This window comes from Paludibacterium denitrificans (assembly GCF_009707705.1).
GTDB lineage: Bacteria > Pseudomonadota > Gammaproteobacteria > Burkholderiales > Chromobacteriaceae > Paludibacterium_A > Paludibacterium_A denitrificans.
The window spans coordinates 2002463-2018185 of record NZ_WLYX01000001.1; the positions used below are offsets into that span (position 1 = coordinate 2002463).

General features: G+C 51.3%; 22 protein-coding genes. 15 read left to right on the plus strand and 7 right to left on the minus strand.

Translation table 11 applies throughout. The features are described 5' to 3' along the window. Window positions 1-376: 376 nt before the first annotated feature. The 4 genes from GKE73_RS13110 to GKE73_RS13125 form a co-directional block, all read right to left on the minus strand. Entirely contained in the window at window positions 377-802 is a 426-nt protein-coding gene (locus GKE73_RS13110; RefSeq protein WP_230370349.1) for a phasin family protein, read from the minus strand. A 165-nt stretch (window positions 803-967) separates the two neighbouring features. Next, window positions 968-1123, minus strand: coding sequence for a lipoprotein (locus GKE73_RS13115; protein ID WP_230370350.1), 156 nt, complete (start codon window positions 1121-1123; stop codon window positions 968-970). Between the two features lie 134 nt (window positions 1124-1257). Next, complete coding sequence (locus GKE73_RS13120) at window positions 1258-1647, minus strand: gamma-glutamylcyclotransferase family protein (protein ID WP_312854572.1); 390 nt, start codon at window positions 1645-1647, stop codon at window positions 1258-1260. 9 nt (window positions 1648-1656) lie between these two features. Continuing rightward, window positions 1657-2346, minus strand: a complete 690-nt coding sequence (locus GKE73_RS13125; protein WP_230370352.1) for a M24 family metallopeptidase — start codon at window positions 2344-2346, stop codon at window positions 1657-1659. A gap of 752 nt (window positions 2347-3098) precedes the next feature. Between GKE73_RS13125 and GKE73_RS13130 the strand changes: the two genes are divergently transcribed. Genes GKE73_RS13130 through GKE73_RS23565 form a run of 5 tightly spaced genes read left to right on the plus strand, consistent with a single transcriptional unit; the run spans window position 3099 to window position 5171 of the window. Continuing rightward, entirely contained in the window at window positions 3099-3365 is a 267-nt protein-coding gene (locus GKE73_RS13130) for a hypothetical protein (RefSeq protein ID WP_230370353.1), read from the plus strand. 57 nt (window positions 3366-3422) lie between these two features. Next, window positions 3423-3596: a hypothetical protein gene (locus GKE73_RS13135; RefSeq protein WP_230370354.1), complete on the plus strand. Its 174-nt coding sequence runs from the start codon at window positions 3423-3425 to the stop codon at window positions 3594-3596. An 8-nt stretch (window positions 3597-3604) separates the two neighbouring features. Then, window positions 3605-3967, plus strand: a complete 363-nt coding sequence (locus tag GKE73_RS13140; protein WP_230370355.1) for a PDC sensor domain-containing protein — start codon at window positions 3605-3607, stop codon at window positions 3965-3967. Continuing rightward, window positions 3964-4254, plus strand: coding sequence for a hypothetical protein (locus GKE73_RS23560; RefSeq protein WP_280954925.1), 291 nt, complete (start codon window positions 3964-3966; stop codon window positions 4252-4254). The genes GKE73_RS13140 and GKE73_RS23560 overlap by 4 nt, the downstream gene beginning before the upstream one ends. After that, window positions 4164-5171 carry a methyl-accepting chemotaxis protein gene (locus GKE73_RS23565; RefSeq protein WP_280954926.1) on the plus strand — a complete coding sequence of 336 codons (1008 nt, stop codon included), beginning with the start codon at window positions 4164-4166 and terminating at the stop codon, window positions 5169-5171. The genes GKE73_RS23560 and GKE73_RS23565 overlap by 91 nt, the downstream gene beginning before the upstream one ends. 12 nt (window positions 5172-5183) lie before the next feature. On the opposite strand, the gene GKE73_RS13155 is transcribed toward GKE73_RS23565, so the two are convergent. Further along, window positions 5184-5450 carry a hypothetical protein gene (locus GKE73_RS13155; RefSeq protein ID WP_230370356.1) on the minus strand — a complete coding sequence of 89 codons (267 nt, stop codon included), beginning with the start codon at window positions 5448-5450 and terminating at the stop codon, window positions 5184-5186. Between the two features lie 261 nt (window positions 5451-5711). Between GKE73_RS13155 and GKE73_RS13160 the strand changes: the two genes are divergently transcribed. Further along, window positions 5712-6980, plus strand: a complete 1269-nt coding sequence (locus GKE73_RS13160; protein ID WP_230370357.1) for a tyrosine-type recombinase/integrase — start codon at window positions 5712-5714, stop codon at window positions 6978-6980. A 545-nt stretch (window positions 6981-7525) separates the two neighbouring features. On the opposite strand, the gene GKE73_RS13165 is transcribed toward GKE73_RS13160, so the two are convergent. Beyond that, window positions 7526-7744: a hypothetical protein gene (locus GKE73_RS13165; RefSeq protein ID WP_230370358.1), complete on the minus strand. Its 219-nt coding sequence runs from the start codon at window positions 7742-7744 to the stop codon at window positions 7526-7528. 237 nt (window positions 7745-7981) lie between these two features. Here GKE73_RS13165 and GKE73_RS13170 point away from each other — a divergent pair, with 237 nt between their 5' ends. Then, on the plus strand, window positions 7982-8587 hold the full coding sequence (locus tag GKE73_RS13170; RefSeq protein ID WP_230370359.1) for a recombinase family protein: 606 nt from the start codon (window positions 7982-7984) through the stop codon (window positions 8585-8587). A gap of 107 nt (window positions 8588-8694) precedes the next feature. On the opposite strand, the gene GKE73_RS13175 is transcribed toward GKE73_RS13170, so the two are convergent. After that, window positions 8695-9054 (minus strand): hypothetical protein, encoded by a 360-nt coding sequence (locus GKE73_RS13175; RefSeq protein WP_230370360.1) that lies wholly within the window; start codon window positions 9052-9054, stop codon window positions 8695-8697. 311 nt (window positions 9055-9365) lie between these two features. On the opposite strand from GKE73_RS13175, the gene GKE73_RS13180 reads away from it, so the two are divergent. The 8 genes from GKE73_RS13180 to GKE73_RS13215 all read left to right on the plus strand — a co-directional run bounded on the left by GKE73_RS13180 (window position 9366) and on the right by GKE73_RS13215 (window position 15511). Then, on the plus strand, window positions 9366-9869 hold the full coding sequence (locus GKE73_RS13180; RefSeq protein WP_230370361.1) for a KilA-N domain-containing protein: 504 nt from the start codon (window positions 9366-9368) through the stop codon (window positions 9867-9869). Continuing rightward, window positions 9866-10189, plus strand: a complete 324-nt coding sequence (locus GKE73_RS13185; RefSeq protein ID WP_230370362.1) for a hypothetical protein — start codon at window positions 9866-9868, stop codon at window positions 10187-10189. Before GKE73_RS13180 ends, GKE73_RS13185 begins: the two co-directional genes overlap by 4 nt. After that, window positions 10110-10718 (plus strand): KilA-N domain-containing protein, encoded by a 609-nt coding sequence (locus tag GKE73_RS13190; protein WP_230370363.1) that lies wholly within the window; start codon window positions 10110-10112, stop codon window positions 10716-10718. The genes GKE73_RS13185 and GKE73_RS13190 overlap by 80 nt, the downstream gene beginning before the upstream one ends. Before the next feature lie 481 nt (window positions 10719-11199). Then, window positions 11200-11343, plus strand: a complete 144-nt coding sequence (locus GKE73_RS13195) for a hypothetical protein (protein WP_230370364.1) — start codon at window positions 11200-11202, stop codon at window positions 11341-11343. After that, window positions 11340-11930, plus strand: a complete 591-nt coding sequence (locus GKE73_RS13200; protein ID WP_230370365.1) for a BRO-N domain-containing protein — start codon at window positions 11340-11342, stop codon at window positions 11928-11930. Before GKE73_RS13195 ends, GKE73_RS13200 begins: the two co-directional genes overlap by 4 nt. Window positions 11931-11956: 26 nt before the next feature. After that, entirely contained in the window at window positions 11957-12385 is a 429-nt protein-coding gene (locus GKE73_RS13205; RefSeq protein ID WP_230370366.1) for a hypothetical protein, read from the plus strand. Between the two features lie 1338 nt (window positions 12386-13723). Then, complete coding sequence (locus GKE73_RS13210) at window positions 13724-14812, plus strand: DUF262 domain-containing protein (RefSeq protein ID WP_230370367.1); 1089 nt, start codon at window positions 13724-13726, stop codon at window positions 14810-14812. Beyond that, a complete protein-coding gene (locus tag GKE73_RS13215) occupies window positions 14813-15511 on the plus strand; it encodes an MAE_28990/MAE_18760 family HEPN-like nuclease (RefSeq protein WP_230370368.1) in 699 nt (232 codons plus the stop codon). Window positions 15512-15723 lie beyond the last annotated feature (212 nt).

Sequence of the window (15723 nt, forward strand, 5' to 3'; positions counted from 1 at the left end):
GTGTTCCGAGTTGGGACTCGTGAGTCATCTTGCTGCAGGTTAGTGATTGTCATTGCCTTTGGGGGCTCCTCATCCAAATGTTGCACATGCATCCTTTGTGCAACATTTCTGCACATGGTGTATTTTGTGCATTGTTGTGTGCAATTTTTAAAATCATAACTAATTGATTATTTTATATTTTTTTATATAAAACATGAAGAAAAGTAACTCATAATCCTTTGGTCGCGGGTTCGAGCCCCGCAGGGCCCACCAAGTAAAATCAAGGACTTGCCGTGTTAGCGGCAAGTCCTTTTGTTTTTCCTCGTTGTCAGTCTGTACAACTTGCCGCTCTGAAACAAAAAACCGCTACTTGGCGGGTTTGGCGCTACAAGGTACATCAGGCTTTCGGGGTAACGGTTTTGCTTGCTTTCTCCGTTTCTTTAGCAACGCTTTCCATTGCCTCGTTCACGGATTTATTGATCGTGCCCGGGTTTTCTTCTGCTAAGTGAGTCAGTTCGCCTTGCGTACCTGACAGGATCTTATATAGATCGCGAGAACTGGCGAGTGATTCGTCAATTGACTGACTGAGTAGTTGGTTGAATTGGGACATAGCTTCACCGGGATCAGAGATGCCTGCGAGCGCCTTGGCGGTTTTGCGCTGCTGTTCCAACAGATGTCTGGAAGAGGCAAAACCGAAACGCGTCAGCCTCTCCCAGCTGTTCAGTGATATTTGGCCAAAGTGCAGACTGGCGTCCAGATAGCCTTGAGAAAGCCGCTGTAGTTGTTCGTTGCTGTTTGACATGATGACACCTTTCTCTTCCATGGTAATGCAGGGTTTGTCGTCCTCATTCTTTATAGGCTTATTTGCTTAAAAGAGAAAAAACAATAACCATCATGAACGATGGGCTTTCACTTCACCGGACGTGGATGCATGGCTTGGCTACACAGATGGCGTGAGGAAGATGCTCATGGAAGAGGTTGTTGTGACTTAATGTCCGTGTGGCCAGCGGTCTCCACCATCACGACCATCGTGATGATCACCCCAGCGGCCATCGCGGTGATAGCCGTCTTCCGGCACGACTACACAAGCGCTTAGAGAGGCCGTCAAGATGGCCAATACGATTGCAGCAAAATAGCGTTTCATCATGTCCTCCCAAGGTATCCATGCTCTGTAATTGCAAAGCCGAGTCGACTGGCTTTGGTTTCTAAGCAATACAATTCCAGTCTAGACCACGCGCCGGGTGAGAAGAGTAGAACGGGGATATGCGAGGATAAAATCTAGGCGATAGGCTGTCTAAGTGCGCCCAGAAGAGGGCGATTAGGCTTACCGATTTTCAGTCGCCATATAAATCCAGGCCTGCCAGAGGCCAAAGTAACAAGCTGCCGCTTATAGTTGACCACTTCGTAACTATCGGCCTGGTGCAGTTCTGGTTTGCTTACGAGCAAGGCCATACCGTTCACTTGATCAGCGGGGTTGCCGGTCAAAGCGATAATGGGATGATGGGTTTGGCCGCTGGTAGCAATGACCTGAGGGTCGGTGATTTCCAGCATGGTCAGCGTGAAGCTGGGTAACTGGTCGGCAAAGCCTTCCATCAGGCGGCCAAAGGTCGCCTGCTGAACTTGTGGTAGCTGTAAGGTGCCGTAGGAAAACAGCCACTGGTCTGGTATGGGGGGTGCTCATGCTTCGGCGCTCGTCGTCTCGCGAATCAACAGGTCTTCATAGAAAGCACCATAAGGCAGGGTCGGGTGGCGAATCTGAATTTCCAGAATCCACAAGCCGGTGTCTGGGCAGGCGGCAAAGTCTCCCAGATTGCCTGCCTGATAAATGGCATGTGGGAAATCGGAAACCCGATGTCCCTTGATCTCCAGATTCAGTTGCCAGCCCATGGCTTCGGCTTGTTTGGCGGCGTATTGGTAAAGTTCTGAGCCTGCACACCCATCCTGCAACCATTTGTCTCTGACTGTCTGCCAAAGCTGACGCGCGGCCATGGCGCAATCCTGCATTTGCGTATCATGGCCTACCACAAAAGTGTCGCCAGCATCGCCTTCATGGCCATCCCAGACGACGCCCAAGTCAATGAAAAAAATATCGTTTTCGCCTAGTACGTTGTCTGGGTCAATGCGTTGATTGAACGTTTTTTGAGTGGTGTGACCGAAGCGCACGATGATGCCATGCCAGATACGTTCCATCCCCATCTGTTCCAGCGTTGCCTTGGCCAAGTCTTTGGCTTGCCGCTCATTCATGCCGGGCCGGATCTGCTTTGCAATCAACTGTACGGCCTCAACGGTTTTATTACGGGCGTGCAGCATCTTGGCCGGGGAAAAGGTCGGGCCAACGGCTTGTTGGGGGAGGGCTACGGCAGTCATGGCAATCTCGCGTGGTGGGGGGGGGATCAAGTTAATGGTTTTATCATAATTGGATGGTCCGGGACACAATACGTATGAGCAGGTGCTACGACGCGCGCCGGTGACGCCACACACAAGGGCGATGCGGTCATGGGTTGGCCGAAAAAGAGGTGGATAACCGGTGTGGTTGGCGAGATGTGATACCGAATGGTTATTGACGGTGTTGATCGCTGGTGTTGTTACCTGCATGGCGGTAATGTGTACAAGGTTATGAAATGCGTCATGTTCAAGGGCGCATTTTGGCGAATATGACATGCCAAAATTGCCCGGTCGGGTGCCTGTATTTTTGGGGCGGGGCATGAGTGCTATTTTCACAAACTGAGTTGTCCAAAATTTATTCCGGCTAGTATCCAGTCGTGATAGAGTTATCACTCTATAGTGGTGCCGCCTTTGTCATGGTGCTTACCCGTACCCGTAGCAGAAAGCCTCGCGGAGTGGGTGGGTTGTGCCCTGTTTTTTACGGATTGCAAGTCAGCTTGATGATGTCCCGAGTGGCAAGCTGACTTGCAATCCAGAAAAACTAAAAGAGATGACCGTATCGGATAACGGTGAACACTAGCTGAATTTGTAGTGTATTCCGGTGCTTCTGGTGCGGTGTCTTCTTTTATTCAGGGACAGGGAGACCCAATGAGTGCAATAACGGCAAAAATCAAAAAGGTTGGCTTGCAGTCGGTTCAGGGGCGGATTGCCTTGGCTGCTTAAGCAGTGCGTTGGTGATTAGCTCCGTCGTGCTGCTGGCGATCAATGTTGGTTCATCGATGATGACGCAGAACATGATCAATGGCCGCATGAACGACCTGATACGCGTCGAAACTGAAGCCAAACTGAGCAACCTCGCGTCCGCTCAGGCCGGTGCTATCCAAGCGCGCTTTGACCGGCTCTCGACGCGGCACGCACGATGGCACACACCTTTGCCCTGTCCAAGGGCAGTTTGCCCATGGGGCGACCCCAACTCAATGCTATTTTGCATAACGTGCTGATTAGCAATCCTGAATTCAATGGGACCTACTCATGCTGGGAACCGAATGCCATAGACGGTGCCGATAACCGCTATACCGGCCCAGTGCAACGGCAATAATCCACAAACCGGTCGTTTCACTCCTTACTGGACCCGCAGCGAAAGCGGTGCAATCGCGGTGCAGCCGCTGGTTGAGTATGACTCCGATGCCCTGCATCCGAACGGTGTGCCCAAAGGTGGCTGGTATGCTTAAGCCCGAAAATGACGGGTAAGGAAAGCGTACTGGGGCCTCTGCCATATGTGGTGCAGGGCAAGAACGTGTTCCTGGCTACCATGTCGGTGCCCATCGTGATCAATGGCAAATTTGTCGGTGTTGCCGGTGCCGACTACAACCTCGACTTTGTGCAGAAGATCAGTCAGGAAACCAATAAGTCGCTCTACGATGGCAAGGGCAAGCTGCTGATTGTCAGTGATCGTGGTCTGGTGGTTGCCGACAGCTCCAATCCGGACCTGATCGGTAAACCGTTTACGCCGGAAGTAGGCGAACAGAACGCACAGGGACTACTCAACGAAATCAAGGCAGGTAAAGCCAAGACCGGGTGGACGATGCTTCGCAGACCATGAATGCACTCGCGCCGATCCCACTGGGCAAGACCGGCAAGCCGTGGGCCGTGCTGATTCAGGTTCCCAAAAAGGTGGTACTGGCGCAGGTAAACGAGCTGAACCACGACATCACCACGCGCTCGGTCTTTACCACCATGCTGCAAGTTGGCATTGGTGCTTCGGCATCATCCTATTGGCCAGCCTGTTCCTGTGGCGGATGTCGGCCAGGATTGCCAAACCGATCAGCGAAGCTGCTGATATTGCACAAAATATCGAATACGGAATTTTTGACTCGCGCCTTACCGTGACGTCCAACGACGAAGTGGGTAAGCTGGCTTTTGCTCTCAACAGCATGGCTGACAGCTTGCAGGAAAAGGTCAGGCTGGCCGAACAGATCAGCGAAGGGAATCTGGATTGCAGCGTCAATCTGACATCGCCGTCCGACCAACTGGGCAAGGCGTTGCAGAAAATGGTCGAGAACCTCAATCGCATGATCGGCAATCTACAGAACGAAGCGCGGGCCATCGACAAAAACGCCAAAGATATGTCGGCGTTGAGCCGGGAACTCTCTGCGGGGGCTGGTAGTTCGGCTGCCTCAATTGAGGAAATCAGCACGGCGATGGCGGAGATCAGTTCCCAGACCAAGAGCAATGCCGATAATGCGGTTCGTGCCAGAACGATCTCACAGTCGTCGCATACGGCAGCGGTTAATGGCGCACGCGATATGAGCGAAATGCTAGCGGCGATGCAGGAAATCAAGGCGTCTGGCGACAATATCACCTCGATCATTCAGGCCATCAACGATATTACCGAGCAGACCAACCTGCTGGCACTGAATGCTGCGATTGAAGCCGCACGGGCGGGTGAGTCAGGCCGTGGTTTTGCTGTCGTTGCCGACGAGGTCCGTTCGCTCGCTATCCGTAGCGCCAACGCGGCTCAACAGGTGGCTAAACTGGTGCAGTCTTCCAGTGCAAAGACTGCCGTAGGCGTCAATGTGGCCAATAAGACTTCCGAATCGTTGAAGCAGATTGTTTCCAGTGCCGAAGAACTGTCCTCGCTGGTTGAAAGTATTTCACTGGCTTCACAGGAACAGGTGATTGGCATTGAGGAAATTACTCAAGGTCTGCATCAAATCGATAACGCCACCCAGTGCGGTCAGTACGCATGCCGAGCAATGTGCAAGTACGGCTGTCCAGCTCACTTCGCAGGCGAAGCTGGTGCATGACCTGATCAAAGATTATCGCGTCAAGACGTAAGGCGCATTTGAAGCTGACAGCCCAGCCACTTGCTTAGCATCTGGCTGGGCTGTTTTTTTGCTGATGATTTTCTTCATCGGAAATGATTGGATTTGGGCTGTTGATGAAGGACGGGAGGAGAAGCCAACCAGAATGCGGGTGATTTTGCCCCGGAATCTGGCGTCTGATAGTGGTTGTTGATTGTCGAACGGTGGTGCTGACAAAGGCTGCGGATCCAGTGGTCGCGAAGTTACCTTACTGATTTGCACCGCGCCCTTTCCTTAGCTGGTATTCCACTGGTGCAGGAAAATGCGATGTGCTGTGCGGCCATACCTCAGCGCTTTCCCAGAACTGTGCCAAGCCTTGTGGGAAAAACAAAAAAGCCCTTGATTTCTCAAGGGCTTAATTGCTTTTGGCGGAGAGAGTGGGATTCTCTTTCCATTAACCGTAATTGCCTGAATGCCTTGATTTTCTTGCATTTAACCAATAAATTTGGGTAACTTTGTTGGGTAAGTTAAGAGTTCAGCACCATGAGTTTCGAGAACTTGGAACGTATTGGAGAGACCTACTACGCCTCCATGCACGTTCCCCCTGATGTCCGAGAGGCACTGGGTAAACGTCGCCTTCGTAAGTCACTCCGCACCAAGGATAAGCGCACCGCAATCCACCGAGCCAGACTCGTGATCGATCAGTGGTGGAGCGAGATACACGCAGCCCGAAAATCCCTCACGAACACTCCTGATCAGCAAACCCTAGACGCCCTTGCTTGGCGTGAGGAGTTATTTGCTTTGGCTTCTGATCCTGACCAGCAGGAGGCACTGGAGTATCGCCTGAGTGATGTTGCAGAGAAGATCGAACAGAAGGCAGGCATTGAAGCTGCCCAGACGTTCTATGGCATTGCCACGGGCAAAGTAACCCCCGTCCATCCCCTCATTGAGAAATGGAAAGCCTACTCAGCCAAGAGCGTTAAGCCTAAGACCTTGGCGATGTACGCGGCTGATGTGGAGAGAATGGCCGAGAAGATCGAAACTCTTGAAGACTTTACCAAGGGCGGTGTCAGGGCTTGGCTATGGGGACTGGCAGAGGTGACGGCTGGAGGTTTGGCCGAGGCCACTCAGCGACGGATTCTCAACGGTCTTTCCAACTTCTGGCGCTGGTGCCATGCCCAAGGCTTGATCGACGAAGACGCATCCAACCCAACCATCGGCGTTGCTCTGCACAAAGGGGCCGGGCCAAAGATACAGCGCATTCCCTTCACTGCCGTTCAGATTGTTGATCTCTGGAAGAAGGCAGTATCGAAGGGTGACCCAGCCTTGGCTGATCTGATCTATCTAGGTGCTTACACTGGGGCACGGATTGAGGAGCTATGCTCTCTTACCTGTTCTGATATCTCACCTGATTGGCGGTTCTTCACCGTGCGAGACGCCAAGACCAGCGCAGGGAATCGAGATGTCCCTATCCATTCCAAGCTACTTCCAGTCATCCGGCGTCTGTGCAACGAAAGCAAGGATGACTTCTTAATCCCGAGTACAGCAAAGAACAGCCACGGCAAGCGGTCTGATCCACTGGGTAAACGCTTTGGACGATTGAAGGATGAACTGGGACATGGCCCCGAGCGTGTCTTCCATTCAATTCGGAAAACAGTGGCGACAATGCTGGAGAATGCAGGTGTGTCAGAGGGTGTCGCTGCTGACATCTTGGGACATGAGAAATCTACAATTACCTATGGCCTGTACTCTGGAGGAACGTCCATCGAGAACAAAACAAAGGCTATCGAGAACCTGAAGTACAGCTGGTAATCAGTGGGGGAAAAATTCCAGCAAAAATTTGTGAGAGGCTACCTCGAACAATGCTGACGGCAAAATCCCCCCCTATGCCACCAGCCTTCGAATTTGAATCAAGCGCATTCCAATTGCTGTAGACAACTGGTGGTGCCCTTGCTTTCTGGCTGAGTAAGAAAATCAGACTAGGTTTCGGTTCTTCCCATACCCTCCACTTCTCGCAACGCTCAACCGAGTCGCTGCCGAGTGGTGATGAGCAAATGCCCAATGCACAACGGATAAAAACACGCAGATTTGTATGTTTTCCGAGTGCACACTCTTCCCTGCCCATAATGATGGACATTGCATAATCCAAATAGGATTGACGCATTGTCTGTTCCACCGAGAGAGGCAGAGCTTCCATCGATGGATCAATGAGTCCAAGAACGAGGCGTTTCATCATTCAGATACAGGTTTCCAAGCTGTGCTGCCTAACGGATGCTGTCTGTTCACACCCGCAGGTTGGAGGCGGCGACCTCCGTGAAAAGGGAAGTTAGTGCAGAACTACGGTTTGGAAGATCGAGCTACTTGTCATTAGCTACCCCTCCTTTAGGTTGGCAAAGCATGATGAGAACCCAGCTAGCAAACACATCGAAAACGATACGCAGCGCCAGCACCTTTGCTGCTACCAAATCGCTTCTGTAATAAGCCTCAATACAGTCAATAAACCGCTGTGGATTGGCTTGGTAAATCGTAGCCATCACGACAGCGAGTTGTAGTAGTGCAAGCTTCAGTTGTTTCAATGTCAGCCTCTATGAATCCGAGGTGACGCACTTCCCATTTACTTCATCCGGCACAGCATGACGGACAAAAACCATATTGGGTGTATGGTTCGTAATTCAAGCTCAGTGGTAAGGCCACAAGGTATACCTATATGGTCTTGTCGAAACATAGCCTAAAGCTAGTCCATTAGGGTTGACTTCCTATTTTGGACTACATAGTATTGGCCCTGTTACTTTTTGGACTAGGGTCAAAGCGTCATGACATCCCACACCAGCAGCCATTCCATCTACTATGGTCGTGTATCTACCAGTGAGCAGAACAGCAGCCAGCAACGAGCAGAAGCTGAAGCACTGGGCTGTAATGACTGCTTCTTCGATGAAGGTGTCTCTGGTTACCACGTAGCACCGGCAGATCGCCCAGAGTGGCTCAAGGTGATGGCTGCTCTACGTCGCGGGGATACGCTGTATGTCCGCTGGCTTGACCGCATCAGCCGCCGTTACGATGAACTGCACAACACCATGCAGGTACTGATGCAGCGTGGGGTGACCGTGAGATGCACCATGAATGGGATGGTGTTTGATGGTGCCACTGATGATCCGATTGCCAAGGCGACTCGTGATGCTGTCCTAGCCTTCATGGCTGCACAGGGTGAAGTGGACTATGTGAACCGCAAGGAGATGCAGCGCAGAGGCATCCAGCTTGCCAAGGAGGAAGGCCGCTACACTGGCAGGCCCAAGTCAGTGGATGACGCTGCTGTGGCTGCTTGGAAGGCTGAGACTGGAGCCACCATCAAGGCCACTGCAGAACACTTCGGGATCGGTGAGAGCAGTGTGAAGAGGGCGCTGAAAGCATCACGCGCTTAGTGGGTCGCTGGGACAACTTGCGGACATTCTGTCCGGTCGGCCTGAGGGCTGACCTTGGGAAGTTCGTGAGCTTGTCCCTGCGTATCTGTCTTTGCGGAGTCTCTTGTTTACTTGACTTGGCGAGACTCCCATGCAGCATCCAGAGCGTTGGCTATATCAGTGAATATCGTACCGCTCAACGGGGCGCAGTTCTCTGAGTAACCGGAACCATTTACATTGAGGATGGTTTCGTTTGTTTTGGTGTCGATCAAGTCAGTCGATATCTGATCGAACCAGAACCCTCCACCAAAGCAGCGATTGGCCCAGTCATAGGGGGCATACCCATCAATTTTCAGAATGTACCGCGCTTCCGCTTGATTAAATGCCTCCACCCTATTTTGTGAAGTTTGCTCTGCAACACGAGTTCGTGAACTCCAACGAAGAACCTTAAAACCCTTCTGGGTAAGCCTGTTCTGTATTTCAATCACCCATGGTGCACTCGGGGCATCTAGGGCGATAACGCGTGGGCCTTGTACTTTATCGGTGCTGATTTGAATGACTCTCCCTGAGGCGCACCCCATAAGGGAGATACTGAGAACTCCGATTCCAAGAAAGCGAGCATATCTAGTCATTAGTCACCTGAGCATGTGCAATGTATGTGGCAATTTTCATGCCTTATATGTGAATTAATTTTACATTAAATTACATTGGTATTTCCACCAAGACCAACGCTCTCGCATCCGTAACCGTAACCGTCAACACCACCACCATCCCGCAGGTTACCTACAAGGGCCAGTCAGTGCTGACCTCTGCGGTAATCGCTGCGGTACACGAGATCAATACGGCCAAGCGTGATCCTCAGATCGCTAAGAACACCAACAACACCAACAACACCAACAACACCAACAACACCAACAACACCAACAACACCAACAACACCAACAACACCAACAACACCAACAACACCAACAACACCAACAACACCAACAACACCAACAACACCAACAACACCAACAACACCAACAACACCAACAACACCATCATCACCCGCGACTACCAAGGGATGACCTTCCAGTTCCGCGAGGATGGCTACTTCAACATGACCAAGGCGGCGAAGCATTTTGGCAAACGTGTGCAGGACTTCTTCGACAATATGTACGTCAACGAATACATCGCTGAACTAGTCCTCGTTTTCAATCACGCTGATCGGCGTGAATTGATTCAAGCCAAACGCGGTGGTAATCACGGTGGAACCGGGGTCACCCCAAGCTGGCCGTGTTCTTCGCTCGTTGGCTGGACGTGAAGTTCGCTGTGTGGTGCGACATGGTTATCGATGACCTGCTGCGTGGTAAGGCCGAGGTGACCATCACCAAGCCGGAAGAGAGTGCTGTCTTGGCCTTGCCCAAAGACCTTCCATCTGCGCTTCGCGCTCTGGCTGACTCGGTGGAGCTGCAAGAGAAGCTCAAGGCCCAGACCGTAGAACAGGCCAAGCAGATCGACCATCTGGCCAGCCTGATGACGGTCAACAACTTCCTCACCAAGCATGACTACCAACACCAAACTTCTCGTAATCGCCGGTATCACCATCAAGACCGACTCCGAAGGCCGCTACTGCCTGAATGACTTCCACAAGGCAGCTGGCGGTGAGGAACGCCATTCCCCTTGGCGCTTCCTGCGCCTAGACACGACTGCTGAACTGATTGATGAACTGCAATCCACCACATCTGGTGGTTTGGAACCTGTTGCCGCAAAAGCAGGACGCTACGGTGGCACCTTCGTAGCCAAGGAACTGGTCTACGCATACGCCATGTGGATCAGCCCGTCGTTCCACCTCAAGGTCATCCGAACCTTCGATGAGTTGCACACCAAGGGCATCGTGATGACTCAGGCAGTGGTGGTACTTCAAAAGGCAGGCAACCGATACCCCAGAGACCACCAAAAGGATGGCACCAATGCTCCAGACCGTCGGGACGATGCTCACTGGAGACCCTTGCCAGTCAAGGCTTCTAGATCGGTTGCCCCATGCTTGGTCGGTTGCCCTTTAGGAGGAGGAGCCGAAATTGCCAGTCAACGTCCATCATGTGACTGGATGGCTTCTTCACCCCACTACTCCCTTGAGTGTCCCATGTCGAATGACGGGGATCGGGAGTAGACATGGACACCGACTCTGGATCACACCTGACTGACCACCACACCAGCAGACAGGGCCAGAGCATCGGTTGCCCGCTAGGAGTAACACATAGATATCCAGAGGTAACCCAAAGAGGTCTCTGAGATTTCACTAGGAGATAATAACCATGAGAAATAAACCTAGAGAAAGACTCTCTAGGTCAACCTGAGGGAAACCCAAGGTCACCTCTCAGGTTATCTCCCGGTTGCATCCTTGGGTCATCCTCAGGTCTACCCTGTGTCTGTCTTGGATTGTGGTCGTTACTGATCACACATCACTGTCTGGTCTTCAGTTCACTTGTCTTGCCCATGTTGGTGGTCGATGCCTGACTCGCATCGTCTTCAGCAAGATCACGACAAGTCCGATGCCCTGGACAACTTCAGGACATCCACCTGCATCCCCCCTTGCTGTGTCCTGCGGCCAGTTCCAGTGCTGGTCTATGTGTTCCCCTCTGCTGTACCCCTTGGCCATCTCCGGCCTTCATCAATCATCAGCCCGTTTTGTTGAATCCGTGCATTGCCGTGTCAGTTCCCTATGGTTTGGGGTGCTGATGGCTGACATGGAGGAGACCTTGCGCGGCTTCAACCAAGTGGAAACAAACCAATGAACATCGAAGTAACTACCTTTCAACAGAACACCCATGAGCTGACTGCCAGTATCCGCGTGATCCGTGATGCCAACGGTGACCCGTGGTTTATCGCCAAAGATGTCTGCGAGACGCTGGGACTAGGGAACCCTACCAAGGCTCTGCTTGCACTGGACGATGACGAGAAAAAGACTGAAAAACTTTCAGGCTTTCGCGGCAGCAGTGTGAACCTGATCTCCGAGTCTGGGATGTATGCCCTTATCGTTCGCAGTAACAAGGCCGAGGCCAAGAGGTTCCGCAAGTGGGTCACGTCTGACGTACTGCCAAGCATCCGTAAGCACGGGGCGTATGTGAAGGGAGCAGAGCAACTCTCTCCAGAAGCACAGACAGAGTTCTACCGAATTGTACAAAACCAGCTGACACATGCTCTCCAGCGCCACGACAGGCTGACTCAGCATGACCACTGGCGTACGCCAGTACAGCAGCAAGCTCGTTCCAAGATAGCGGCGGCCAAGGTCGCTGAACAGCTGGGTCTTCCGCTCCATCTTGTGGAAACATGCGCAGACTCTGGGGTGGCCAATACTCTGCAGGCTCTCGCTGCCAAGTAGCCCCAGAAACGACGAAGGACACCGCCTTGGTGTCCCTTCAGTCCTGCCCTCTAGTAGCTGCTATACAGCCTTCTCTGGGGCTATCCTGCCATATTCATCAGTATGGACAGTCCCCCAGCCAGCAACGAGATACTACCGGCTACGATTGCAGCACGAACACCTGTCATAAACCGTCTGGGATTGAAGGCCCACTCACGGTCACCCCATGGAGTGCTAATAGCCCCCTCAGGGCCATTGATGAACAGTTCGATCTTGCCTACCCGCATGAAGTGCCACAAGAGGCCATCAGTCTCAATGGAGAAGGAATTGAATTCGATTTTCATGTTGAGCTGTCTCCTAAAGCGAATGCAATGGGACGCATAGAATACATGATTTTATATCAAATTAAACACTCACTTTTAAGCAACAGTTGCCAATTGGAAACTATTCCAAAGATGGAAGAATGGTGGGGTTAGGGGTATTGGATCACGACAACGACGATGTGCCCCTTCATCACCTCCTGCCGACCAAGGTGAGACCTTTATGTTACGAGAAGACAGGTAGGGGCAACGTAAACGCTTATGACGGGATTGGGAGCGCGTAGGATACGCTTGGAAAACTTGGGTAACTGTATTGGGTAACTCGCCCAAAAGAGAAAACGCCCTAAGTCTTTAAATTCAAGAACTTAGAGCGTTTTTTGTATTCTGGCGGAGAGTGGGATTCATAAAAACTGAGCAAAGCCTTGTCAATAGCCGATCTAGTTTTCAAAAAACCAAAAGTTATACGTAAAGTTATACACATTTCGGAAAGTACCCCCCCTTTGTGGCCGTCAATTCGGCCCATTGTCTCCGGCTTCCATGGGATTGTTTTCGCAAACACCCGACCACGCCCAGATCGGGCGCACCGAACCCCCACTTTGGGACAAGTAGACGTGTTAAGGCTGGTGTTAACCGTTAACAGACCATTGGAGCCAATCCGGCCTGTAATCCGCGCCGTTGCTGGCGCTTGCCAAGTCGCATGGCTTTAACATTTTTCTGACGGGGGATTTTTTCTGTCCGTGCGAGGATGCGCGGTGTCAGGCCTTGCAGGTCAGTAGGGATTGGATACCCCCCCTGTCCATCGTCCATGCCGGGTGCACAAGGCCGCCACCTATTAGCCTAAGTGTAGTTTTCCTGTGCTCAAGTGTTTACCCTAGGCATGGATTGGCCACTATCGGCCAGATGCAGCCATTGCAAAGATATGAGGCCAAGGCCACAAGCTCGGCCAGAACGGACGATTCTGCAAGGAAGTCCAGAGGTCCGCTACTGTTAAGGGTTGTCTGATGCCAGCCCTCACGCCCAGACCGGTGGACACGCGTCAGCATTGACGGGCAGGCGTCGGACAACCCTTAACAACTGCAGCCGTTCGCCAAGTCGCGAACTGACCGGTTGAACGTCTGCTCCAGCCAAACATCTGACGTTCGCCCATCAACTTTCAGTCATCACTTCGTCGACCACCGTTGACACTTAAATACCAACAAATCTCAGCGCAACTCAACCTGAGCGGCTCCGGGTGCAGAAGACACTCCTTGCCTATGACCCTCCCGCCACTGAGCTGGTATCTGCAACTATCTACAACGCGATACCGCCCTAGGACAGCACATCCCACTGCCAGCAATGCTAATTAATCGGGCCACTGAAGTGGCACACTGATGCCATTGTTCCGCTATTTCCATTCTGGAATGATCGATTGACCATATGCTATGGTTCTAGTCGATAGAAATTAGCTATACGGCAAGGCCACGGTCGATACAGCCGCCATCCAAAGGGTAAGCCATGAACGACGAAAAACCGATTTTTGAGCCGGAACTTGATTCCGACGCCCCAGATCCGGATGAAGTACCCATCCGTGACCGTAGAGTTGTTACCCAGCCATACGACTTGGCTGTCGACTCCTTGGTAGAGCAGATCAAGGGGGGGACCATTTTTCTTAGGCCGCTCTCGGAACGCCCGAGTTTTCAGAGGCGCTATGTCTGGACAGACGTTCTCGCGTCCCGACTGATCGAATCGATACTACTTAATGTGCCCATTCCGCCGTGCTACTTATCACAGAACGATGATTTCGAATTAGATGTCATAGATGGCCAGCAGCGTCTTTTTTCATTGTACCGCTACCTAAATAACCAGTTCTCTCTTACCGCTTTGGAAGTACTTGCCGAGCTCAACGGAAAGCGGTTCTTTGAAATCGAGCACAAGTTGCAACGACAAATACGGACGCACACACTACGATGTGTGCTGATCACAAATGAATCACACCCTGAAATTAAGTTCGATATTTTTGAGCGACTGAATACCAATACTGCGCCTCTGAATGCACAAGAACTTAGGAACTGCATTTATAGAGGCGCGCTTAATTCCCTTATTAAGGAACTTGTTGAAGATAAGAAGTGGCTTGAAGTCCTAGGTAAGAAGGAGGCCGACCGGCGAATGCGAGATGAAGAGCTAATCCTTCGATTCTTCGCATTTCATATATCAGGCATTGACGGCTATAGAACCCCTCAAAAACATTGGCTGAACGCAGTCGCGAAAGAGGGGAGAGGATATTCGCCAAACAGGATTTCCGATCTTCGGGATGTTTGGAATAAAGCCATCAGCAATTCTCTGATTTGGTTTGAACCAAGAGCTTGCTTTCGTCGTGAAGGGTCACGAGTAATAAATCGCGCATTATTCGATTTGGTTTCGTCATTTGCCTCGCAGATATCAACGGCCGACGCTGAAAGGATAAAACCTCAATTCTTGGTTCGGTTTAACCAGCTTCTTGACAACGGCAATTTTCAAGATTTGATAAGTCGTTCGGTGGACCACACTAGCCGAACTAAACGCAGATTTGAAATGTGGGAAGATGCAATAGGTGGGCTAGTTTGAATGGCTAGATTTACTGCAGCTTATTCTTCATTTATTGTGCGGCTTGCTGAAGTTGAGATTCTACGTCACTCAGCCGCACAAAAAGAACGGAAAGATCCAATTTCGCTTCGAAACGAAATAAATGCTCTTTCTCGGGGAGCCATCATTCTCCTTTCCAGCCATCTAGAAGCCTACGTGAAGGAGCTCGGCGAGCTAGCGATAGATTCGCTGACAAAGAACAACATCCTACGAAGTGGCCTTTCGGACAGTTTTTTTTATCACATTTCAAAGGATTTTATAGACGAGATCAAGGACACTGCGGAACCGGAAAAGATTAGTGGAAAGATTTTTGAATTCTTGGCCAGCGATCACGTGCTATGGTCCAAGAGCGGACCATTTCCAATTCAAATTCCAAGTGAAAGGTTCAATAAGGGATTCTCGAATCCCTCATATCAGAAGATCAAGGCGTACTTCAACAGATTTGGCTATTCGTCGTTTCAGCATGACTTGTCGGCCCACCTTCGAGGCGATTATCTATCGGTTGTGAACATGATTAACCATCTAGTAGACATCAGAAACAAAATCGCACATGGCGATCCCACAGCGACTAAGACCCCTCAGGAGGTACGCGATATCGTGATGTTTGTACGCCGCTTTTGCCAGGTAACGGATTCTATTTTTGCAGCCTGGTGGCGGTCTAACTTCTGCTCCATTAGATGAGAGCCAGTGTTATGGTATCGATATTATCTAAAATCATGTCATCAACCAGCTTCAAATGTCTAAGCCATGCTTAGCTGAAAGGCGAGTATTGCTACCTCTTGCTGGTCAACTCCCAAATTCCTATGGCTGCTCAACCTTGGAAGCGGCCCCTGAGCCAAAACGAGCTTGAACGGCGGTATTGGCGCGGGAGCAGTCGCACACCAGCCTCGCAC